The following is a 23213-nucleotide window of genomic DNA, read 5'->3' on the forward strand; positions in this document are numbered from 1 at the left end:
GGAGAATGTATGGAACAGGAAGTTAAATTGGAATATTCTATTTCAATCAAGGACGAGAACATTCATTCTCAGGCATTACCGGCAGGCGTTAAGATCGATCAGACAGCGATTATTTTCGATTCAAGTGAACCAATCTCAGTGAATATAAATATCGAAATCGAAAAGCAAGATGCTGAAGTTCGTTATATTTTAAATCCGGGAGTTTCGGTAGAGCTTATTGAAACACGCTCAGGTGGTCATGGACATCACTTAAAGCGTCAGATTCAAGTAAAAGAAAATGCACATTTAGCACTTTTAACATTGGATGAAAGCGACAGCAGCATTAAAGTCAGTGATGAGGTAGAAATCGATCGTTTCGCTCATGTGGAGAGTGCTTATGCTGAATTGTCACTAAGCGATGTGACAGGGAAATATGCTTATCATCTTATTGGGGAAGAAGCGAGTGCAAAAATCAAGATGGCGGCTCTTTCAAGCCATCAGTATAAAAAAACTTATGAAGTCTCTTTATTACATAGTGCAAAAGCGACTTATGGTGAAATGAATAATTATGGGGTAGTAAAAGATCAAGGACACCTTTTCTTTGATGGAATCGGTCATATTGAAAAAGGGTACAGCCAGTCTGCCACCCATCAAACGAGCAGAATTATGGTGTTTGATAAAGAGTGCGTAGCAAAAGCAAGTCCCTATTTATATATCGATGAATACGATGTTAAAGCGAGTCATGCGGCTGGTGTAGGGCGTATGGATGAAGAACATTTATTCTATTTGCAGTCTAGAGGAATGACTAAAAATGATGCAATGCGTTTGATTACCTATGGATATTTGATCCCGGTAGTAGATGTTATTGATAATGAAACAGTAAAACAGGCGTTTAATGAAACACTTGAAAAAAGAATGGGTGATTAGATGTTGGACGTATATAAAATAAGAAAAGATTTTCCGATGCTCAATGGGAAAACGATGCAGGGGAAACCGCTGATTTATTTAGACAGTGGAGCTACGGCATTAAAACCACAAAAAGTGATTGATGCAGTATGTGAGTATCTGTCATCTTATTCAGGGAACTGTCACCGCGGAGATTATGATCTTAGTTATGAAGTGGATGTCGCATTTGAAGGGGCAAGAAAAAAGATTGCGGAGTTTATCCATGCCGACAATCACAATGAGATTGTCTTTACTTCGGGAGCATCAGAATCTTTAAACTTAGTCGCGTTTGGCTATGTGTATCCGCGTATTAAAAAAGATGAAGAAATTCTAGTGACGGTAGCGGAACATGCCTCTAACCTTTTACCATGGTTTGAGATTGAAAAAGCAACCGGAGCTAAAGTAAAATATATTGAACTAAACGAAGATGGGAAGATTACGCTTGAGAACGTGAAAAAAGCAATGACGCCCATGACCCGTATTATTTCGATTGCGCAGATTACCAATGTTTTAGGGTTTGAGGCACCGATTAAAGAAATTACCGCATTAGCACACGCCAATGGCATTAAAGTAGTAGTGGATGGGGCACAAAGTGTTCCGCATATGCCGGTCGATGTGATGGATTTGGATGTTGATTTCTTAGCTTTTTCCGGACATAAAATGTGCGGACCAACCGGCATCGGAGTTCTTTATGGAAAATATGACTTGCTGCAGGAAACGAATCCGATTCGCTTCGGCGGGGGATCAAATGCCCGCTTTAACAGCTGTGGAGTTGTCAGCTTAAAGAATGCTCCGGCTAAATTTGAGGCAGGGACTCCTAATATCGAAGGAGCGATTGGCTTGGGTGCGGCAGTCGATTATCTAAGTGCAATCGGGATGCAGAATATTCATCACTATGAATTGGAACTGCGTCATTATGCTATTGAAAAGTTATCGCAGTTGGATAATTTGGAAATTTATAATAAAGAAGGAGCAGGACCGATTGCTTTTAATATTAAAGGCGTCTTTTCTCAAGATGGTGCATCTTTGCTCAATAGTAAAGGGATTGCCGTTCGTTCCGGACAGCACTGTGCGAAGATTTTAGATGAATATTTAAAAGTAAGTCAGACGCTGCGTGTTTCTCTTTATTTCTACAATACGAAAGAAGAGATTGATCAATTAGTAGAAGCCTGTAAGAAAGGGGATGACTTCTTAGATGCGTTCTTTAGATGATCCAATGCTGCTTAGAGAAATTATCATGGACCATTACGAATATCCACGTAATCGTGAATTAACTCAAGAAGCAGGATATAAAAGAGTCAATATGGATAGTGAAACCTGTATCGATAATATCGATATTCAGGCAAAAATAGAAAATGGAATCATAGAAGATATTCGCTTTGACGGAGAAGCCTGTGCGATTTGTACTGCTTCTACTTCTATTATGAGCGAACTGTTAGCGGGTAAGAGTATCAAAGATGCGCGTTACATCATTGAACAGTATATGAATATGATTTATGAAAAAGATTACGATGAAGAAATTTTAGAGGAAGCGATTGCTTTCAAAAATACACATAAACAAGCTAACCGTATCAAATGTGCGACATTAGGATGGAATGGGCTTGTCAAACTGATAGAAGAAAGTGAGGAATAAGCATGGCAATAGAAGATCTTGATATTCCTACAAACAATGCAGAGTATGATTTTAAAGATGAAGATGTTTCGGTTTTTAAAACACCCAAAGGGTTGAATGAAGAGATAGTGAGAGAAATATCTAAAATTAAAAATGAACCTGAATGGATGTTGGAATACCGCTTAAAGTCATTAAAATGCTTTTTAGAAAAGCCAATGCCAACTTGGGGCGTGGATTTAAGCAAGATGAATTTCGATGAATACATCTACTATAATCGTCCAAGTGACAATTTAACGGATAAATGGGAAGAAGTTCCGGAAACAATTAAGAATACGTTTAATAAATTGGGAATTCCGGAAGCTGAACAACATTTCCTAGCCGGTGCTTCGGCACAATATGAATCGGAAGTCGTTTATCATAATATGTTGGAGGAAGTAAGAGAAAAAGGGGTTATTTTCTTAGATATCGACAGTGGATTAAGAGAATATCCGGAGATCTTTAAAAAGTATTTTGATACGGTCATTCCTTATAACGATAATAAGTTTTCGGCATTGAACGGGGCAGTGTGGTCGGGAGGCTCATTTATTTATGTTCCGCCAGGAGTCACTTTAGAAAAACCCTTGCAGTCTTATTTCAGAATTAACTCTGAAAGAATGGCGCAGTTTGAAAGAACGCTGATTATTGTTGATAAAGGATCGGATATTCATTATGTAGAAGGGTGTACAGCACCGTCTTATTCAAAAGATTCGCTGCATGCCGGAGTTGTGGAAATTGTTGTTTTAGAGGGGGCAAAGTGCCGCTATACAACGATTCAAAACTGGTCAAAAAACATTTATAACTTAGTGACGCAACGTGCTAAAGTATATAAAAACGGCTCTATGGAATGGGTGGATGGAAACATTGGTTCCTTGGTGACCATGAAATATCCGACATGTATTTTAGCCGAAGAAGGGGCTAAAGGAACATGTATTACCATTGCCGTAGCGGAAGACTGCCAGATTTTGGATTCAGGATCAAAGATGATTCATCTTGCACCGCATACATCAAGTCAGATTATTTCTAAATCGATTTCAAGAACAGGCGGAAAAGTGAATTATCGTGGTTTGGTTCATCATGGCAAGAATGCATATGATGCGAAAAGTAAAGTGGAATGTGATACTTTGATCTTAGATGCCCTTTCAACAAGTGATACTGTGCCAATCAATGCCATGATGAATAATGATTCGATTATTGAGCATGAGGCAACCGTATCGAAAGTATCGGAAGATCAGTTATTTTATTTGATGAGCCGAGGATTGACCAAAGCTCAGGCAACGGAAATGATTGTGATGGGCTTCATTGAACCGTTCAGCCGTGAATTGCCAATGGAATACGCAGTTGAACTTAACCAGTTGATTAAATTGGATATGGAAGGCAGCGTTGGATAAAAAGATAATTCGTCAAGCGATGATCAAACAGCGCTTGGAAGTTCATGAGGAAGAATATCAGTCATACTCTTTGAAAATTATAGAGTCATTGCTGACTTCTTCCTTTTTTAATATGGAACAACCATTGGGAATATACATGCCAATCCGTCAGGAAGTGGATACTCTCCATCTAATTCATTATTTATTGGCATCGGGCAGTCGTGTTGCTTTGCCTAAAGTGGAACCGGATGGGATGCACTTTTATTATATCGATCATTTAGACCAGTTGGTTTTAGGGACTTTTGGGGTCATGGAACCTCAAAGCAATCATTTAGCGGAAAAAATTTCCACCTTGATTGTTCCTTTGGTCGCTTTTAATGAAAAAAAAGAACGGATTGGTTATGGCAAAGGTTATTATGACCGCTATATCGAAAAATATCATCCTCAAACGATTGGCATTGCTTTTGATTTTCAAAAACAGGAATTTGCTGGTGAAATACATGACCAGCCATTAGATTATATCATTACTGAAAAAAGAATTTATGAGTGAGCGGGGAGAGGGATTCCTCCGCTTTTTCTTGCTTAATCGGGCAACTTTCTTTATAATGAATGAGAAGAAAGGAAAATTTATGGGAAAAGATAAACAATTAATAAAAAATACCCTCATACTTGCAATTGGGATGGTGTTGCCAAAAATTTTCACTGTTCTTACGATCCCAATTTACAGCTCATACTTAAATGTTGAGGAGTTTGGTGGGGTAGATTATGTAACGACAATCATTTTAGGATTAGTCGTTCCGGTATTAACTTTACAATTGGAAAATGGGGTTTTCCGCTATCTGATTGACGCTAAAAATGAAGAACAGAAAAAGCGTTATATTTCTACAGGCTATTTTCTGGTTTTGCTTTTGTCATTGATATCGATGGTAGTGATGTATTTCATTCCGATTAATGGATTGAATACCCCAATGTTAAGAATCGTGCTTTCCGTTTACGTGGGGATTGAGACCCTGATTTTATTTTTTAGGAATGTGGTCCGTGGTTTAGGAAAGAATGCCCAATATGCATTAAATAGTATTATTTCGGTTGTTGTGAATTTTATCATGATGGTGATCACGATGATGGTATTAAAAGCCGGTGTAGATGGTTATATGCTATCTTTACTGGTGCCGGATATTGTTGCTTTGGCGTATCTGATCTGGCATGAAAAACTGCATCGTTATATCCGTTTGCGTTATTTTGATCAGGAATATCTTGGAAAACTGCTTCGTTATTCTTTACCGTTGATTCCCAATGCTATTTCTTGGTTTGTGATTAATTTTTCTGACAAAGTCATTATCGTGGCGATATTAGGTCAGGCGGCACAGGGTATTTATGCGACTGCCTATAAAATCCCGAATATGTTTAATATGTTTTATCAGGCGTTTAACTTAGCTTGGACAGAGTCGGCTTCAAGGAATGCCAATAAAAGCGGACAAGAAAAGTATTATTCACGGATGTTTGCCCAGTTGTTTAAATTATTATCCGGCGGGGTGCTGCTTTTGATTGCTTTTTCACCGTTTGTGTTTAAAGTCTTGGTAAGAGGTGCTTCTTATTTTGAAGCAATCAATTACATGCCGTTACTGATTGTATCCACCTATCTCTCTTGCATTGCTGCGTTTTATGGCAGTGTTTATGTCGTATGCAAGGAATCGAAAAAAGCGGGAGTAACTTCATTTATTGCCGCAGCTGTCAATCTGGTGGTGCATTTTGCTTTGATTACTTGGCTGGGTCTGCATGCCGCCGTTATTTCTACGTTTGTATCATTTTTGGTACTGACACTCTATCGTGCGTATGATATCAATAAACATTACTACAGAATTAAATATAATTATCGTCTGATTATTTTTGTGGCGATTATGACGATCTTACAGGTATGTTTGTATTATGTCGACAATCTTTATGTCATGCTTTTAAATATGCTGTTATCTGTCATTGTGGCATGGTTTATCAATCAGAAATTAATTAAACAAATATTAAGAAAACTAATACATCGATAATGTGTATTAGTTTTTTATTTGACATCATATACTTTAAAGGGAGGTCATATGAAAATAAAATTACTGATTGTTGTTATTATTATCAGTTTATTTGGTTATTATTTCTATGGACAATACTTGCAAATGATTCCTAAAGCAAAAGATTACGGAAAAATGGAAGTTGAAAAATTTGTTAATGTCGTTGTTAATCATGCCACTTTAAGCTATAAGGATGTCGATGAGGAAAGTTTGATCATTGTCGGACGTAATGAAACCGGAGATATCAGCAGTGTTGATTTTAACCTGGCGGGAGTCAATGAAATTGCCAATGAGCTGGTTTATCATATTGAAACAGATTTGAATTATATTATGCGAGGGACTTATGAGGATGATGGAGAGGATACATACAGTAGGATCATCAAAGAAGTAAGCGAGAATAAGGGAATCGTTTCCTATATTCCGGTGGCAAGCTTAATGGATGTACCGATTCTTTCTTATCTCAATGTCAAAGTTCCGCTAAAATATGAAATGATCTCTAATGTAAAATCAGAAGTAAAAACAGATGTCAAAAATTATGGAATCAACCATGTTGTTGTAAAAATCGTTATTGAAATCAGTGTTCAGCAAAATGTGGTCTCGCCATTTTTCAGTGAGCCTTGTATTTTTACTTATCAATATCCTTTGGTAGTAAAATTAGTGAATGGATTGGTTCCGGGGTATTACAGTGTTTATCAAAATCCCAATCAGAATCAGGGACAATACCAAAATAATATTTTGAATTAGGAGGACTATGAAAAATTTAATCTATGATTTTTATGGAATCTATGTCGAATATATCAATGGAAATTATTTTGAATATGAGAATATGCATTACTTTTGTTTGGAGTGTAAATTAGAAGAAGCGGCTTTCATCAAACAGTATCAATTGTATGAGCAGAGTTTTTTGAGTACCGGAGGGACACATCATCTTTATTTAGTTCAAAATCGTTATCAGCATTATATCTCTTCTAATAGAATTTTACTTTGTTCCAAGGAGAAAGAAGTGTATTTGACAGAATTGATCGAACAAAGCTTATTTCCTATTGAAACAGGTCGTTATGAAGAGATTATCAACAAGTGGATCAAAGAGATGGATGTTGTTGAAAACCGTGTTCTGCCGGCAATTATGGGGCAATCACATCAGTTTGAATATCTTTATGCACTGACAATCTACTATTTAGGGATGGCAGAAAGTGCATTGGCATATTTACAGGATAGTTTTAGTAAAACCATGACCTATCAAAAGTCTTTATCGCTGCATGCCAGACAGCTCGATACCTATTTAGACTGGCTGAATCCTTTTTGCTACAAAACCGATCATTATCTCAATTTCTTAGTCAGAATGTACGGACGTTCTTATCTAACGATCGATCAGATCAAGGAATATACGATTTCATTCCAGCCGGCGGATTTGATTTATATGTATAGTGCTATGTTGTATCCGGAAGATTTCTTTAGTGATATCCTATTATATGTTCAAGATCAAATTGATGAAAAGGCATTTGTTAAATATTACCAGCATATTGAAATCAATGAAAAAAGACTGAAAGATTTTTATACATTCATTGCTGAACCTACTCAATTAAGACCGTTAGAATGGCTTTAATGCTTAACAACATCCCTAATTTATGCTATGATTACAAAGAAAGTAGGGATGTCATGAAGAATATACAAACATTGATTGAGGCAATCAAAAATCATCAGGATACTAGAGCGATGGTCACTTTACTAAAAGATGCCGTAAAAGAAAATCCAATTGAATTGGAAACGGATTTTATTTTCAATCTATTAAAGAATGACGATAATAAAATAAGAAAAAATGCGGCGGTAATCGTACGCTGCTGCGGGCTTGAAGATCATGAACAGGAATTTATTGAGCTGTTTTTAAAGGAAGAAAACTGGATCGTAAAAAATGAGATGATCGAAGCGATTAAAACTTTTTCACTAAAAGATCATTTGTTGCAGTTAGAGGAATTTTACCAAAGTTTAAATACAACATTGGAAGATCCGAACTGGCGTCATAAAGAAGAAATGAAAGGACGTTTAATGGAAATTTTTCATTACTATGGAAGTGTTAAACACCCGCAGTTCATTGACTTATCTAAAAAGACGAAAGTGATCTTAACCACACTGAATACAAATCGCGAACTAGTATTTGATAAATTAGAAACAAAGAATAAAAAAATGACATCGATGGGCATTCTGCTGTTGGCAGATTCTGTTCGTGATCTTGAAAAGATCCGTGATTATAATGAATTATTATTGGTGCTGAAAGGTTTTAAGGAAATTAGCTTTGATATTGATGCAATTGCTAAACAGGTCATCAATTCGGGATTGGTGGAACAATTAAATCAGATGCATAAAGGAGATGGGCTTTATTCCTTTAGAATCGAAACATCTTCTTTAAAGAAAGATACGTTTAAAAATGATGAAATCAAACGCTTAGGACTCAGGATTCAAACGCTGTCAGAGGGAAAACTAATTAATAATGCCTCAGACTATGATATTGAATTAAGATTAAGAGAAACCCCGAAAGGGTTCTGTCAAGTCTTTTTAAAGCTTTATACGTATCATGATCCACGCTTTGAATATCGTAAGCATGCCTTGGCTACTTCTATGCAGCCTTATGTAGCGGCAAGTATTGCTGATTTGATTTTGCCTTTTGTAACGCCTAAGGCGAAAGTCATTGATCTTTGCTGTGGCAGCGGAACGCTGCTGATTGAACGTGATCATATTGAACCTTGTAAGTTTTTGATGGGAATCGATGTCTTTAATGAGGCTATTAAGATGGCAAAAGAAAACAGTGAACTTGCAGGCGTTAACATTCATTTCGTACAAAGAGACCTGAATCGTTTTACCCATGCTCATCAGTTTGATGAGGTGATGGCAAACTTGCCGATCCAATCTGCCAATAAAGATCGCAAAAGCATTGAAACACTCTATATGCAGTTTATGAAAAAAGCAATCGAGCTGACCGTTCCCGAAGGATTTATTTTTGTGCATACGAGTGATACAGAAATTTTTAAGAAAGCCATGCGTTTTTATAAAGATCAGATTGAACTGATCGATGAAAAGAAAATGACAATACGCAGAGGCCGAAGCGCACTCTTCATCATTCAGGTGAAGTAGTGCTTTTTTTGTCGATTTAATCTTGCTATAATGGGGATAAGAGATAGGGGATAGGGATATGAATGACGTGAAAGCAGTCTATGAAACGATGAGTGAACAAAAAGCATCACGCTATGCTTTTGTAGAAATGAATATTAAAAACTGGGACTATTTTGTTGCCGCTCATGGTTTAGAGACAGGAAATGAAGTTTTAGAAGAAATAACGAAAACTTTAGAACAATTTTTAAAGAATCGAGGATATCTGCAAAGAACTTATCGTGAAACTTATCATTTTTTTATATTATGTAAAGAAGATCCAAAAAAAGAATTGGATGATAAAGTGCTGGATACTTTTTTGATGGATTTAGTCGATCTGTTATTTGAGATCCCTCATCCACTGTTATTACATAATTTTTATACGTCATTTGGAATTCTATTGCCAAGCGAAGTAAATGGGCCCTATGATTTATTGGTCAACAAGGCATCGATGATGAGAACGAACTGTCCGGAATTAGCTAAACGCTCTTTTTGTTTTGAAGTTTATACGAAAGAAAAATATGATCGTTATATAAAGAAAATGGAACAAATGCGTAGTATTACTTTTGCCAGAATCCATGATCAGTTTACTTATTATATACAACCGAAGATTGATATTGCAACGGGTAAAATCATAGGCGGTGAAGTGCTTTTAAGGTGGAAAGATGAAACCGGCAATATTATTCCAACAGGTGAGTACATTCCGTATCTCAATACCTTTGGAGAAATCTATTTAATTGATTTAAAAACGTTTAGAAGTGTATGTACCTATCTTAAAGAGGGATTGGATCAAAAACAGGTACGTGTGCCGATGAGTTTTAATATTTGTGCGAATAACTTTGGTGACCATGCATTTGTAAGCGATTATTTAAGTATTACAAAAGAGATTGGGGTTCCTCATTCATATATAGAATTTGAGTTTATGGAAGATATAAAATTTGATCAAGGCAGCCGTGTCTTTGATATTATTCAAGGTTTTAAAGAGGAGGGATTTTGCTGTTCCATCGATGATTTCGGCAGAGGGAATTCTTCGTTTGCGGTGCTGATTAATTCTGCTTTAGATATCATTAAACTGGATCGTCTCTTTTTTAAAGAACCACTGAATGATAAAAGAAAACAGATGATTAAGCATCTTGTGAGCATGATTCAGGAAATGGGCATGAAAGTGCTGGCTGAGGGAGTGGAGACTCAGGAGTATGTCGATTTTCTAAAATCGATTGCCTGTGATTATATTCAAGGGTTTTATTACTATAAGCCCATGCCTTTAAAAGCGTTCCAACAGCTTTTGGACCGGCAATATGAGCAAGAAATCCTTTAATCAAGGATTTTTTATTTAAACAACAAAAAAAGATATCTGGCAGGATATCTTTATTTAAAGGTATTATTAAATTTGGAGCGGGTGATGGGAATCGAACCCACGTAGTCAGCTTGGAAGGCTGAAGTTCTACCATTGAACTACACCCGCATCTCATATGGTGCCCAGGGCCGGAGTCGAACCGGCACGGATTTTAAGGTCCGCAGGATTTTAAGTCCTGTGCGTCTACCAATTTCGCCACCTGGGCGTTCTTTTTTATATGAAATGGTGACCCGCAGGCGACTCGAACGCCTGACCCTCTGATTAAAAGTCAGATGCTCTACCGACTGAGCTAGCGGGTCAAATTTATATTGGCTGGGCCACCTGGATTCGAACCAGGGGAATGACAGAGTCAAAGTCTGTTGCCTTACCGCTTGGCTATGGCCCAATAAAAAAATGGTGGGGAGGGACGGATTCGAACCATCGAACCTAAAGGAACTGAGTTACAGTCAGCCGCGTTTGGCCACTTCGCTACCTCCCCAAGAAATATGGTGCCGACTAAAGGACTTGAACCCTCAACCTACTGATTACAAGTCAGTTGCTCTACCAATTGAGCTAAGTCGGCAAAAAAATGGTGGAGGTTAACGGGCTCGAACCGCTGACCCTCTGCTTGTAAGGCAGATGCTCTCCCAACTGAGCTAAACCTCCAATTTCTAGTGCCCATTTATAATACCATAGCTTTTTTTATACGTCAATGCCTTTTTTACAATTTTCTTTAAAAAAGAAACATGTCGGATCTTTGGCGAATTTGGTAGGTTTACTCTGATCATTGTATAGTTTGGTCGTATTAAAACGAAAATATACGTTTATTTTTTTCTGATTTTAATTATATCATTTTCATGAAGATGTCCGATCAATAAGGAAGAATCAGGATCATGACGAGCATAATGGTGAAGGACTTGTGCTTCATCATAATTTGCATAGCAATATTTACAGAAATGAAGACAGGTATTATAGGCAGAAATATCAACGGTTTGTAAACAATTACACAGCGGACGTTTGGTGTTGAGTGGATACTTTTTTAAAACATGCGTCAGTTGATACAAACTTTCATTGCTCGTACAGCCTTCATTTAAAAAGCCAAGATCACTAAAATCATATTTCTCTGCACAGGTTAAGATCTGCATCTGATGCTTTTGGGTAATCGTGACAAAAGCTTTGGCAATCTGCCACGCTTTTTCATCAGTGATCTCTTCTAAGTTTAAATCATAACTGTTTTTTAAGGTGTTCTTTTTTAAGTCAATAAAACTGATAATAAACTTTTCTGTATATCCTTCCAGCATGGTGCATAGTTTCTCAAACATTTTAATGTGATGTTCAATCGTATAAATCGGATTGAGCAAGATCGGATCATAACGAATGACAACACGTTCTTTCCCTATTTGATTCGAGAGTTTTTTGACTGCTTGAATAATCGTTCCCTTAGCCGGTACGTGGGGTTCAATATCTTTTAGATAAGGTGTGATCGTCACTTGAAACTGATAGGCAAAATCTTTTAAAAGGTACAGTCGATCCATCATTGGAATGGGATTTTTTGTGCAGAAAATGATAGCATCAATATGATCTCTATCAAGCAGGATCGTGCTGACTTGTTCTTTGTAAAAAGGATTACGTACCTGAACATAGCCTTCTTCTATTCGTTTGTAAAACCAATCTGCATAAAAGGCACAGATATCCGTACGTTCACTGACACTTAAAATCATAGCTTATTCCCCCTTTTATCATGTATAATGTAGTTATACTATACTAAATAAAAAAAGACCAGTATTTTGTCTTGAGGAGGGACTATGGACGATTTAAACTTGATTAACACCATAACAAAAGAATATGAATTAGGACCTCTGACTAAAGAACCAGAGCGATTGTATGGCGGTTTTATGCATAAAAACTATTTAGTTACAGCCAAACAGTCAAAATGGGTAATCAAATTCTTAATCCACAAATCATGGAAAGAACAGAAGCAAAGACTAATTTTGACATAGCAGAACAGTTGGAGGGAATATTAGAAGCAAACCATCTTCCAATTGTAAGTGCTCTTACGTTTTATCAACAAAAGCGTCAATGCCTGAATGGTTTTTATTTTTATATCTTTCCTTATTTTAATGGCAGTTCTCTACCGTTTAATGCCATTACAAAAAAGCATTGTTCTTTAATCGGACAAACATTAGCTCATATACACTCATTAAAAACAATTCATGAACCATTTTCGAAAGCAGAATTGTCGATAGATTGGCCGTTGTATATTCAGGATCAGCAAGCTTTAGCTAAACTTGGTAAGTGGCAGCAAGACTATGAAAAATCTTCAGAACTGCCGCCTTTAAAGACCATTTGTCACAATGATTTAGATCCAAAAAATGTACTTTGGCATAAATGGGATTTTAAAATTATCGATTTGGAATGTCTGCAAATGTCTTCCCCTTATCTTGAACTGTTGGAGACGGCTTTATGCTTTGCTGGTTATGAAGACACTTTTAAAGTAGAATTATTCGATCAGGTTGTGAAGGCTTACTATGAAATTCATCGATTGCCTATAATTGATTGGGAACATATTTATCATTATAATTTTAAAAATAAGTTGGAATGGCTTGCTTACAATCTGACTCGCCTGCAAAGTGACGAGCAAGAAGAAAGAAGCATCGGCAAATTGGAAGCAGAAAAAACATGGAATAATCTTCGTCGCTATGAGATATTAGAGAACACACTATTGATGCATTTAAAAACATTGACCCAATGATCAATGTTTGATTTTGCCGGCTAAACGAGACATGTCCCGATAAAGCCCTTTTTCTAGTTCTAAGCGGTATTCTTCAGGTTCCAAGTTCATTTCCAAATCATTCAATTCTTTATGGACAGCATAAGGCAGACTGACAAATTGGAAGCTAATGGCTCCATCGGAAGGCATTAAATCGCCCTCTAATATCAAATAATGGGCATGAACTGTTTCTTCCGTTTTTCCATCAAGGACAGGATCACGTATAAGGTCAAGCGAGTTGCCGACACTTCCAACGTTAATAAGAGTACGGCAGTATAGCTTTTCCATGATTTGATAATGGGTGTGCCCAAACAATACGATATCGGCAGTATTTTGCGATAAAGTATGAGGACTGGCTTCAAATTGCGTTCTTTTTACTGACAGGGGGTCTAAGTGGGAGATCGCTAAGTCATCTTTTAAAGGAGAAGCGTGAAAGAGACGGACTAATTGACCGCTCATATAAAACTCATAAGAAAAAGGCAAAGATTTTAGGTAAAGAAGATTTTCTTGTGTGAGTAAATGACGATTCCATTCTATTCGCTTTTTTGCTAAGTCATTTAAAGTAGATTCGTCGTGATCATCGCTAATGAAACGGTCTGTATTTCCACGCAGGACCACCTGACAATGTGCCTTTATCAGATCAATGCATTCATTGGGGTGACTGCCTTTTGTGACAAGATCACCTAAACAATAGATATCGCTGATACCGCGTTTTTTAATATCGGTCAATACGGTTTGAATGGCTTCTAAGTTGCCATGAATGTCAGAGATGACAGCTATTTTTTTCATTTATATGCCCCCATTTCATTATTATTTTAACATATTAAATACGATTATAGTATAAAGAAACAAGGAGAGTTTATGAGATCGTTAGATAGTTTAGCTTTAAAAGAGAAGAAAATATTTATTTTTGATATGGACGGAACATTGATTGATTCTATCGGTGTTTGGAACATCACCGACCAAAAGCTGATTGAAACTTTAGGAAAGCAAAAAATAGCGTTGGATATAATTCAGCAAGAACGTGACCACTTTTTACAACAGCACCAAAAAGAGGATATTTATCTTGCCTATTGTGGTTATTTAAAGCAGAAATACCATTTTAGTAGGGATGAGAAAGAAATCTTAGCACTAAGATGGGAAATCTCTGAAAACTATTTAAGGGAACAAGTCGATTATAAAGTACAGGCTGAACAGGTACTAAAAGAATTAAAAAAGCAGGGGAAAATATTAGCTTTGGTAACGGTCACGACACGACTTCAGTTAGATATTTATGAACATCTAAATCATAATATTCGCTCAAAAGCCATATTGTCCGAGACCTTTGATGTTATCCTTTCAAAAGAGAATCTGATTCATAAAAAGCCTCATCCGGAGATTTATCAGAGAATTCAAAAACATTTTCAAGTGAGTGAAAAAGAATGCCTGGTATTTGAAGATTCTTATTTAGGGGTTTTAGCGGCAAAGAATGCCGGGATGGAGGTAATCAATGTGTATGACCGATATGCCGATTTAGATCGAGAAAAAATTGATGCCATTGCGGATTATAAGATAAATCATTATGGTGAATTTTTAAACTGTTTGGAGTCCTTGTATAAAAAGTAAGACCGTGCTATAGTAAAGTAAGAAAGAGGCAGGAGGGATAAGATGAAAAAAAGCATGACTTATCTTTTTACTAATATTATGGTTATTTATCTTTTACCGTTATTGCTGTGTGATCGTTTTGGTCAGCCAAAATCTGTACTTTGGCTGATACTGCCTGCAGTGATTGTCTGTATCAGTTTCTATTTTTCAAAGCATTATCAGTTAAAATATGGATATTCTTTTTTGATTGCGGTCATCACCTTGCCAATGTTGATGCTATTGTTTTCCAGAACGAATTATCTGATTGTCCATCTGCCATTGTGTTTTATATATATGGCAAGTGCTTTGAGCGGACATCTTTTAAGTCTGGCATACCCTAAAATAATAAAAGATGAATGATGTAAACTGTGCTTGATGAAAATCAAGCCTTTTTGTTTTCATAATATAAAAACGGAGTCGAAATCTGTATTTCATAGTTGTATTTGTCATTAAACTATGCGATGATTTACTTATAGAAAAGTTAGACTTCTCAAAACTAACAATCCATACATGAAATTTAATACATATGATCATGAGTTCAAATACAAATCAGCATCATCATATTTTTTATTCATAATAAAGATGACAAAGCATTTATTTTAATATATACAGGGTTTATTGATTTGCTTTTTAAGCAAGCGGGAGGGAGTTAACGATGTATCATTGTAAATTAAAGATTCATATATTCAGCCATTCTTTTTTGTTGGAAGAAGTGTTAAAGAAAGTACCTGCAAAGGAGCGTTTTGAGCATGAATTTGAAACATTCTCAAGTATATCTTTAAAAAAATTAGGAGAGAGCGATATTGCGATTATTGACTTACCGTTATGTTATTTACCCTCTGAGTTGCGAGCAGCTTGCAAAAAAGAAGGTCGTTTGGTGTATTGTCTTAAAAGGGAAGAACATGAATCTGATTTAGATGCTATCTGCCAGTATTTTGATGATGTGTGGGAAAGCCCGTTCAATGAAGTTTTAACCGCTTTTTATTTTGAACGCCTGCTTGCTTTCATAAAGAGTCAAAAAGATCTCTGGCTGACGGAAAACTATTTAGAATCTGGGATCAATAGTATACCGGATTTGGTTTGGTATAAAGATATCCGTGGGGCTCACTTAAAGGTCAACGATGCATTTTGTCAAGCTGTGGGCAAAACCAAGAAAGAGGTTGAGGGAAGAGGACACTATTATATTTGGGATTTGAAGAAAGAAGAATATGAAAAAGGAGAGTATGTCTGTTTAGAGACGGAGGAAATCGTTCTTAGAGAACGTAAAACCTGTTTGTTTGACGAAAAAGTGAAAAGTAAACATGGGCTGCGTCAATTTAAAACGTATAAATCCCCTATTTTTGGAGATGATGGGGAACCGATCGGAACGGTTGGAGTTGCTCATGATGTGACAGATTTAGAGAATATGGGAACAGAAATGGAGATTATTCTTCGCAGTATGCCTTTTTCCATTTTAGTGGTTGACAGTGAAGGACTGATCATTAACGCAAATGAAAGATTTGAGGATTATTTTAAAGTAAAACGTGATGAAATTATTAACCACAATTATCAGGAATGGCGAACTAAAACATTAGTTGATTCGGTTTTGTCAGAAGATGGAAAAACCAAGGAAGTGACCATCTGTAATGATGGAAAAGAAAGCCTGCTTGAAATTCGTGAAGAACCCATTTATGATATTTTCTATAATCTAGTCGGCAGAATTTACATTTATCGTGATGTGACAGCAGAAAGGGCATTGGAAGAGCAGATTTTATATAATTCCAATACGGACTTTCTTACAGGACTTTACAACCGCCGTTACTTTTATGAATATGTTAATCAGTATCGAAATAATCAGCCTGTAAGTTTAATTTATTTGGATCTTGATCATTTTAAAGGCATCAATGACAGTTTTGGACATCAGACCGGAGATGAAGTATTGATTGCGACAGCAGAGCTGTTGAAAATTTGTTTCCCAGAAGCGTTTTTGACCCGTTTGGGCGGAGATGAATTTCTTATCATGATTCTTGGCAAATGTGATCTAAGGCAATTATCACAACGTGTAGAAGACCTTTTAAATGAGATTGATAATAAATTTCTGCAAGCCGAAAAAACTAATCTGCCGACTGCCAGTGTAGGAATTGCCCAAACTGATGATCCTCATCTTTCCATTGATCAACTGATGCGTCAAAGTGATTTGGCATTATATCAGGCAAAGGAAAGCGGGCGTAACCAATATCAGATCTATACTCCGGAAATGATGGAAAAGTAAAAACAAATAAACAAAACACTTCATTTTAGGTGAAGTGTTTTTATGTATTTGGGTTTATATTTTTAAATAGATAAATAATCATTGCGAATAAAAAGAAAATCAAGTTGTACACTATTTGAATGCTTAAATGTGTGTTTATATAACATTATATAAACATAATTGAGAAGTAAAGTCAAATGCTATTTATATAGGTGAATATCCTGGATTTTTATAAAAAACAAGTTAAAAAGAATTAAAATATGCTCGTTCATAAAGTGTACTATACGACCTTTATTTATGACAAAATGAAACCATCCACACAACAAGGGGAAAACTTATGAGAACTTCAAAACATTTAATAGAACAAATCGTCAATGACTTGGGCTGCGAATATATTTCTGATTTACATCGTCCGATATTTCTTATTGAAATTCAAAGATTGATTTATGGTTATGACAGTCAAAATTACTCACTTAAAGAATGGAGAGATGCGGCTGCCTATATAATCGGAAATCGTTGTGAACTGCATGAAGGCGAAGAGATCAAACAATATTTAATTTCATATAAAAAGAAGCAAACAGATGAAAATCAGCGCTAAAATTTGGCTTTAAATCAATAATAATACTCAAACAGCAAGTAGACAGTAAAAGCAGATTATGGTACGATATTAGAAATGGAAACGATAAAATAGCTAGATTAATTCTTAAATTATAAGAGTGAGGGGTAGCTGTTCGATCAAAACAGATGAATGGGGAGGATAGAATGAGACGTTATCGTTTGCGTGCAGATGTCTGGCTATGCTTATGTGTCGCTTTTTTTGCGGCTTGGGGAACGGGAAAAGCTGCGGATGTAGTGACGGAGCATACCTATGATAGTTATGTAGAGAGACATACAGTGGCTGCCGGGGATATTGGGGGAGTGGCAGATGACAGCATCTATCAGGCATATAGTGTAGAAGACGTGCTGTCACATCCTACTTTTACCGTAGTGTCGCCGGGGATTGAATATCGCAATAGAGGAGCCGGTTATTATAAATCCTATTATTTATATAGTTTAACCCTTCCCTCTGGGGAAAAAGTGGCGGCAGCGATTAATATGGATTCAGTTCAAACAGTGGGAGAGAATATTTATTTAGGGCTCTCCGTATTACCCGTTGGTAAAGTGGTGTATGAAGATTTATCGCAAAATCAAACGTTTTTGAATCAAATTGAGTTTAGTGAACCGTTAACACGTACCGATTTTTATATTGATATGCGTGGAAACGGCGGTACGATGAGCATGGAATCTTATCAGGAGCCATATCGGGATATAGTTCAAGTGGTAACTGTCTTGATTTGTTTTCCGTTATGTCATGCATTGGGAGCTAAAATTGGAATTTTTCCATATTTCTTTAGATTTAAAAAGAAAGAAACTGTATCAGAGTGGGATTAACTAAGAGTATGAAGGGGGAATATATTGATGGAAGAAGATAAAAAAATGAAAAAAGTAAATATTGGATACGTATTGGCTTATATATTTATTCCGGTTTTGATCGTCATAGCGTGTGGTGCTGTGGCGGCGGCAATGGATACTACAGGGAGTCTTGCAGTAGTCTTGTTGTTTGTGCCGATTGTGCTGGCAGTAGCTTGGTGGTCATTTGGCGGGAACTTTTTCTATGACAAAAAGAAAGAGGCGTTTGAAAAATCGTTGGATGCTCAGGGGTTTGTCCGTAATCAAACTTTCAATGGAGGGAATTGCTTGGTAGCTGTAGATATCGAGCATGGAAAGATTGCTGTTTTATTCCGCTGGAATATGTTTCAGCCTTATATTTTCTCCGCTAAGCGTATTCAAAAAACTTGGGTAGATGATGGCAGAGGGGGAGCCGGCTTTATGGAAGGAAGCAGCCGTGTAAGCTTTTTGTTTACTGTTGACGATATAAAAATAAGAGTGAATACCTTTACTTCGAATAAACGTTGGCGTATGGATAGCAATTATATTCTGACTGGTATTTCTAAAGCGGATATGATGGTTGAAATTTTAAACAGCGCTAAAGCTAAGGGGTAGTCCATGAGCCTTTTTAAGAAAATGAGAGCTGTCTTTCATGATGATTGGTGCAGTCAATGCCAAGCGGTTATGGAGGTTGTACATAAGCAATTATATGCATTGCCGACTATGACTGTAGGGCATTATCATTCCCATGATGATGCAGATTATTATAAAGCTAATTTAGTAAAAGTGAATAAAAAAGCAGAGATTCCTACAGGGATGTATGCGTGTGGCATGCATGTTTATCGCTGCAAAGAATGTGGACATCGTGCAGTAAAATTAACTGTCTTTCTGCCTGTTCGAGATCAAGAAAAACAAGAACAGCTGCTTTATTTTGATAACGGGGAAATGGATGATTTTATCTATCGTTAAGGATTGTTAGTCTGGTGAGAAGAAGTTTTCTAATCATCAGACTTTTTTTATTGCACATAATATAAAAAGATGATTTTCAAATAGAAAATCATCAATAGATATGAAACGATGGAAATTAGATTTATTATACAGAACCTCTGTTACTCCTATTCTAATTGTTCAATCGTTGTTGTTTTTACTATTTTCAAGAAAAGCAGACTGATGCAGCTGCAGATGATCTCGGTTATTGGAAATGCCCACCAACTGATATTAAGACCAAAAGTCATCGCTAAAATATAGGCACTTGGCAGCAATAAAATCATTTGACGCAGCAAAGTGATGATTAATGATTTCATCCCATGATCTAAAGCCTGAAAAATGGAGCATAAGATCATCGAAATACCGGCAAATACAAATGAATAACTAATCGTGCGCAGTGCTGGAACACCAATGCTTAACATTTCTTCTTCAGCATTAAACAGATACAATAGTTCTTTTGGGAAAAACTGGAATAAAAGCATTCCTGCAATCATAATGATACAGCTGATTTTCAAAGTAAATGAAATCGTAGCGGTTATACGTTCTTTTTTCTTTGCACCATAGTTATAAGAGACAATGGGGATTAAGGCGTTGATCATACCATTGACTGCCATAAATACAAATTGCTGGAGTTTGAAATAAATACTGAATACAGATACCGCTACTTCGGAGAAAGTGACAAGAATCATATTCATGAAGATAGTCATAAAACTCATAATCGACTGCATAAGAATTGCCGGAATTGCAATACGGTAGAAGTCTTTAATCATCTGCCATTGAAATTTGAATTGACTAAAATGAATTTGAACTTCTTTTATTTTTAATCGTGTAATGAAAATACCAAGAAGCATTGCCGCAATTTGACCGATCACAGTGGCAATCGCCGCTCCGGTGACTCCTAGTTTAGGGAAGCCGAACAATCCAAAAATAAAGATTGGGTCAAGAGCAATATTCACCAGTGCACCAAGACCTTGAATGATCATGTTGTAAATGGGGTTGCCTGTTGCCTGCATGATGCGTTCATAAGTAATCTGCATAAATACTCCAAACGAAAAGAGTGTACAGATTCTCATATAGGATATTCCCATTTTCAGAATTTCCTGATCTTGCGTAAACAAACGCAAAAATACATCGGAAAAGAAAATACCGATAATGGAAAAAATTAACCAATTAAAAAGGGCTAGAACAATCCCATGCAAGGCAACCTGATTAGCTTCCTGCTGCTTTTTTTGTCCTAAGTAACGTGACAGTAAAGCATTCAGGCCTACAGCTGTTCCACAGGCTACAGCAACAATAATCATTTGGATCGGATAGCATAAGGAGACAGCAGCTAATGCATTTTGGGACACTTTAGCAACAAACATACTGTCCACAATATTGTATAAAGCCTGTACCAACATGGAAATCATGATCGGGATAGACATTGTCATAATCAGCTTTTTGATTTCCATTGTTCCCATTTTGTTTTCTTTCATTTTCATACCTCTCTTTCACACAGAAAAAAGGAACCCGGGGTTCCTTTTTAAGTTCACTTCGATAGTTTCTTATGTTTTATGCAAAGCGAGATACAGCCGGTATGGGTCACCGCTGTATGATATTATTTTACCATCTCAATAAATAATTTCAAGATAAAATAAATAGAAAGAATAATGTTGTAAAGGTTTATAGGCAGCGGTGTATTAAACACTATTTTTTATCTAATAAGAATGGATTGACAGCGCCTTCTATAGAGGGATTTTATATTTTTCTCTCTATGAAAAGGAGAATGCGGAAAAAGAAACTTGAAGAAATTAAAATCTGCCTCTATATTTGTTTAAAGAAGGAGAGTAGGGGATAACAAATGAGCAATTTGTCGCATTGAAAAATATCAATGAATATATTAAATGCACAGTAAGTCAATAAAAAAGACAATGAAAAGTTATCCTTTGTAACATAGTCCTTGACGATGACATACATTATACTATATAATCTAATTACTCTTTGCACTGCATTACATTCCAAATGGAATGCGAGACCAACAGTACAAACTGAGCAGGCGATGAACCTTTAAGGTCATGGGGCCGGGCCACAATATGTGGCAGCAGAGTGTATGTATGCACCTGTGGGACAGTTGTATGTTCCATAGGTGTTTTTTAGTTTTATGGAACAGTACATCTCTAATGGGGTGCCAATAAGAGAAATCATTATTGCCATTTAAATGGACAAAGGAGGATTCTTTTATGACAACCAACAAAGAAAAACAGACTATTGTAAATACTGCACAATCAGCAGTAGAAGAAAAACGGATTATTCGAAAGTTGTCGCTGGTAAGTATATTTGGAAATACAATTCTATCAGGATTTAAAATGATTGCAGGGATATTTGGTCACTCCGGGGCAATGATTTCAGATGCAATTCATTCGTTCTCTGATGTGCTGACAACGGTTATTGCCTATTTTGGAGTGAAGTTTTCAAAAAAAGAAGCGGATAAAGCACACCCCTATGGACATGAGCGATTTGAGTGTGTCGCTTCATTAATTTTAGGATTGATGTTGTTGCTGACGGGAGTGGGTGTCGGTATAGCCGGCATGAAGAATATTCTCCAAGGACATTACGAAACCCTTGCTATTCCGGGAGCAATTGCCTTAATTGCAGCTGTTATCTCTATTTTTGGAAAGGAAGGAATGTATTGGTATACTCGCTATTATGCTAAGAAGATCAATTCTACTGCTTTCATGGCTGATGCTTGGCATCATCGTTCTGATGCGTTTTCTTCTGTTGGCTCATTGATTGGAATCGGTGGTGCCATGCTGGGATTCCCGGTGCTTGATAGCATGGCAAGTGTTGTAATCTGTCTGTTTATTTTGAAAGTGTCCTATGATATTCTTAAGGATGCTATTTCAAAAATGCTGGATACCGCTTGCGACGAGATCTTCGAAGACCAATTACGCCAGTTTATTGAAAATCAGCCGGATGTTATGCATGTTGATATGCTCCATACTCGAATGTTTGGAAATAAAATTTATATGGATTTGGAGATTGAGGTGGATGGTGATAAACCATTGTGGGAAAGCCACGCCGTTGCTGAACAAGTGCATGATCGTGTAGAGGCGGCGTTTCCTGATATTAAACACATTATGATTCATGTCAATCCGGCTGAATTTGCAGTGGATAAGGGATAAAAACGATGGATCTGAAAGAGCGGATGAAAAGGTTGAAATCGAATATTCCGGTGATATATTTTGCTTTAAAAGATAAAGAAACTCTGTGGTTAGCAAAGCTGTTGGCTGGAGTGACTATTGCTTATGCCTTATCGCCAATCGATTTGATTCCGGATTTTATTCCGATACTCGGTTATCTGGATGATGTTATTTTTCTTCCTGCAATGATTGCCTTAACTATGAAATGTATTCCCAAATCAATATGGGAACGCAGTCGGGTGACGGCCGAGATGCTATGGGCGAATAAGAACCATAAGAAATGGTATTATGCCATTTTGATTGTAGTGATTTGGATTTTGGTTATTTCATGGATAATCAAATGGATCCTTTGTTAATAGGACGTATATTGAAATTTAACTGTCTTAAGTAAATATGCGGCTAATAAAGGGAGACGAGGCACCTTTTATATATGAATATTGAGAAGTAATAACGGTAGAAGATAGTATGAGAGATAGCGTTAGACTATTTAATTTCATAAAGATGTAATGTAAGGAAT

The 23213-nt window shown here is 36.5% G+C and carries 23 protein-coding genes, 7 tRNA genes, 1 pseudogene and 1 riboswitch; of the genes and pseudogenes, 21 read left to right on the forward strand and 10 right to left on the reverse strand.

All coding sequences use genetic code 11. The features are described from left to right. Window positions 1-9: 9 nt before the first annotated feature. The 10 genes from BN1225_RS03060 to BN1225_RS03105 are packed head-to-tail and all read left to right on the forward strand — an operon-like array spanning window position 10 to window position 10461. A complete protein-coding gene (locus BN1225_RS03060; protein ID WP_041138339.1) occupies window positions 10-906 on the forward strand; it encodes a SufB/SufD family protein in 897 nt (298 codons plus the stop codon). Further along, window positions 907-2136: an aminotransferase class V-fold PLP-dependent enzyme gene (locus tag BN1225_RS03065; RefSeq protein WP_041138340.1), complete on the forward strand. Its 1230-nt coding sequence runs from the start codon at window positions 907-909 to the stop codon at window positions 2134-2136. Beyond that, window positions 2120-2557: a Fe-S cluster assembly sulfur transfer protein SufU gene (gene sufU / locus BN1225_RS03070; RefSeq protein ID WP_041138341.1), complete on the forward strand. Its 438-nt coding sequence runs from the start codon at window positions 2120-2122 to the stop codon at window positions 2555-2557. The genes BN1225_RS03065 and sufU overlap by 17 nt, the downstream gene beginning before the upstream one ends. 2 nt (window positions 2558-2559) lie before the next feature. Next, window positions 2560-3963, forward strand: coding sequence for a Fe-S cluster assembly protein SufB (sufB, locus tag BN1225_RS03075; protein ID WP_041138342.1), 1404 nt, complete (start codon window positions 2560-2562; stop codon window positions 3961-3963). Then, the gene (locus BN1225_RS03080) at window positions 3956-4492 is read left to right on the forward strand and encodes a 5-formyltetrahydrofolate cyclo-ligase (protein ID WP_052466280.1); all 537 of its coding nucleotides are present in this window, start codon (window positions 3956-3958) and stop codon (window positions 4490-4492) included. The genes sufB and BN1225_RS03080 overlap by 8 nt, the downstream gene beginning before the upstream one ends. 55 nt (window positions 4493-4547) lie before the next feature. Then, window positions 4548-5981 (forward strand): lipopolysaccharide biosynthesis protein, encoded by a 1434-nt coding sequence (locus BN1225_RS03085; RefSeq protein WP_187117526.1) that lies wholly within the window; start codon window positions 4548-4550, stop codon window positions 5979-5981. Between the two features lie 48 nt (window positions 5982-6029). Next, on the forward strand, window positions 6030-6743 hold the full coding sequence (locus BN1225_RS03090) for a sporulation protein YunB (protein WP_041138344.1): 714 nt from the start codon (window positions 6030-6032) through the stop codon (window positions 6741-6743). 7 nt (window positions 6744-6750) lie between these two features. After that, entirely contained in the window at window positions 6751-7605 is an 855-nt protein-coding gene (locus BN1225_RS03095) for a hypothetical protein (RefSeq protein ID WP_041138345.1), read from the forward strand. Window positions 7606-7658: 53 nt separating this feature from the next. Then, window positions 7659-9128, forward strand: coding sequence for a methyltransferase (locus tag BN1225_RS03100; protein ID WP_041138346.1), 1470 nt, complete (start codon window positions 7659-7661; stop codon window positions 9126-9128). A 58-nt stretch (window positions 9129-9186) separates the two neighbouring features. Beyond that, window positions 9187-10461, forward strand: coding sequence for an EAL domain-containing protein (locus BN1225_RS03105; RefSeq protein ID WP_052466284.1), 1275 nt, complete (start codon window positions 9187-9189; stop codon window positions 10459-10461). 73 nt (window positions 10462-10534) lie between these two features. Here BN1225_RS03105 and BN1225_RS03110 read toward each other — a convergent pair. The 8 genes from BN1225_RS03110 to BN1225_RS03145 all read right to left on the reverse strand — a co-directional run bounded on the left by BN1225_RS03110 (window position 10535) and on the right by BN1225_RS03145 (window position 12200). Further along, a tRNA-Gly gene (locus BN1225_RS03110) sits at window positions 10535-10608 on the reverse strand. Window positions 10609-10616: 8 nt separating this feature from the next. Then, a tRNA-Leu gene (locus BN1225_RS03115) sits at window positions 10617-10705 on the reverse strand. Between the two features lie 18 nt (window positions 10706-10723). Beyond that, a tRNA-Lys gene (locus BN1225_RS03120) sits at window positions 10724-10799 on the reverse strand. 10 nt (window positions 10800-10809) lie between these two features. Then, window positions 10810-10885, reverse strand: a tRNA-Gln gene (locus BN1225_RS03125). A 9-nt stretch (window positions 10886-10894) separates the two neighbouring features. Beyond that, window positions 10895-10978, reverse strand: a tRNA-Tyr gene (locus tag BN1225_RS03130). Between the two features lie 8 nt (window positions 10979-10986). Continuing rightward, window positions 10987-11062 (reverse strand) — tRNA-Thr (locus tag BN1225_RS03135). A gap of 7 nt (window positions 11063-11069) precedes the next feature. Next, window positions 11070-11145 (reverse strand) — tRNA-Val (locus BN1225_RS03140). A 158-nt stretch (window positions 11146-11303) separates the two neighbouring features. Further along, entirely contained in the window at window positions 11304-12200 is an 897-nt protein-coding gene (locus BN1225_RS03145) for a DUF1848 domain-containing protein (RefSeq protein ID WP_041138348.1), read from the reverse strand. An 84-nt stretch (window positions 12201-12284) separates the two neighbouring features. Here BN1225_RS03145 and BN1225_RS14705 point away from each other — a divergent pair, with 84 nt between their 5' ends. Then, complete coding sequence (locus BN1225_RS14705; protein ID WP_041138349.1) at window positions 12285-12479, forward strand: hypothetical protein; 195 nt, start codon at window positions 12285-12287, stop codon at window positions 12477-12479. Beyond that, window positions 12443-13231, forward strand: a complete 789-nt coding sequence (locus tag BN1225_RS03155) for a phosphotransferase (protein ID WP_187117527.1) — start codon at window positions 12443-12445, stop codon at window positions 13229-13231. The genes BN1225_RS14705 and BN1225_RS03155 overlap by 37 nt, the downstream gene beginning before the upstream one ends. On the opposite strand, the gene BN1225_RS03160 is transcribed toward BN1225_RS03155, so the two are convergent. Then, window positions 13232-14038, reverse strand: a complete 807-nt coding sequence (locus tag BN1225_RS03160) for a metallophosphoesterase family protein (protein ID WP_041138351.1) — start codon at window positions 14036-14038, stop codon at window positions 13232-13234. Window positions 14039-14110: 72 nt separating this feature from the next. Here BN1225_RS03160 and BN1225_RS03165 point away from each other — a divergent pair, with 72 nt between their 5' ends. The 7 genes from BN1225_RS03165 (at window position 14111) to BN1225_RS03195 (ending at window position 19499) form a co-directional block, all read left to right on the forward strand. After that, window positions 14111-14854 carry an HAD family hydrolase gene (locus BN1225_RS03165; protein ID WP_041138352.1) on the forward strand — a complete coding sequence of 248 codons (744 nt, stop codon included), beginning with the start codon at window positions 14111-14113 and terminating at the stop codon, window positions 14852-14854. A 42-nt stretch (window positions 14855-14896) separates the two neighbouring features. Beyond that, window positions 14897-15232, forward strand: coding sequence for a hypothetical protein (locus BN1225_RS03170; protein WP_041138353.1), 336 nt, complete (start codon window positions 14897-14899; stop codon window positions 15230-15232). 295 nt (window positions 15233-15527) lie between these two features. After that, window positions 15528-17123 carry a sensor domain-containing diguanylate cyclase gene (locus BN1225_RS03175; RefSeq protein WP_041138354.1) on the forward strand — a complete coding sequence of 532 codons (1596 nt, stop codon included), beginning with the start codon at window positions 15528-15530 and terminating at the stop codon, window positions 17121-17123. Window positions 17124-17439: 316 nt separating this feature from the next. Continuing rightward, on the forward strand, window positions 17440-17700 hold the full coding sequence (locus BN1225_RS03180) for a hypothetical protein (protein ID WP_041138355.1): 261 nt from the start codon (window positions 17440-17442) through the stop codon (window positions 17698-17700). Between the two features lie 164 nt (window positions 17701-17864). Then, window positions 17865-18533: a hypothetical protein gene (locus tag BN1225_RS03185; RefSeq protein ID WP_041138356.1), complete on the forward strand. Its 669-nt coding sequence runs from the start codon at window positions 17865-17867 to the stop codon at window positions 18531-18533. Window positions 18534-18560: 27 nt separating this feature from the next. Next, window positions 18561-19145, forward strand: a complete 585-nt coding sequence (locus BN1225_RS03190; RefSeq protein ID WP_041138357.1) for a hypothetical protein — start codon at window positions 18561-18563, stop codon at window positions 19143-19145. Window positions 19146-19148: 3 nt separating this feature from the next. Further along, the gene (locus BN1225_RS03195; protein ID WP_041138358.1) at window positions 19149-19499 is read left to right on the forward strand and encodes a hypothetical protein; all 351 of its coding nucleotides are present in this window, start codon (window positions 19149-19151) and stop codon (window positions 19497-19499) included. A gap of 146 nt (window positions 19500-19645) precedes the next feature. On the opposite strand, the gene BN1225_RS03200 is transcribed toward BN1225_RS03195, so the two are convergent. Continuing rightward, window positions 19646-20992, reverse strand: coding sequence for an MATE family efflux transporter (locus tag BN1225_RS03200; RefSeq protein ID WP_242857685.1), 1347 nt, complete (start codon window positions 20990-20992; stop codon window positions 19646-19648). Between the two features lie 542 nt (window positions 20993-21534). Then, window positions 21535-21629: riboswitch (NiCo riboswitch) on the forward strand. 107 nt (window positions 21630-21736) lie between these two features. Here BN1225_RS03200 and BN1225_RS03205 point away from each other — a divergent pair. Then, on the forward strand, window positions 21737-22678 hold the full coding sequence (locus BN1225_RS03205; protein ID WP_041138360.1) for a cation diffusion facilitator family transporter: 942 nt from the start codon (window positions 21737-21739) through the stop codon (window positions 22676-22678). Window positions 22679-22755: 77 nt separating this feature from the next. Further along, window positions 22756-22873 (forward strand): annotated as a pseudogene (locus BN1225_RS15155) (YkvA family protein); the annotation flags it as partial. Window positions 22874-23213 lie beyond the last annotated feature (340 nt).

Source organism: Beduini massiliensis (assembly GCF_000829905.1).
Taxonomy (GTDB): domain Bacteria; phylum Bacillota_I; class Bacilli_A; order Erysipelotrichales; family Coprobacillaceae; genus Beduini; species Beduini massiliensis.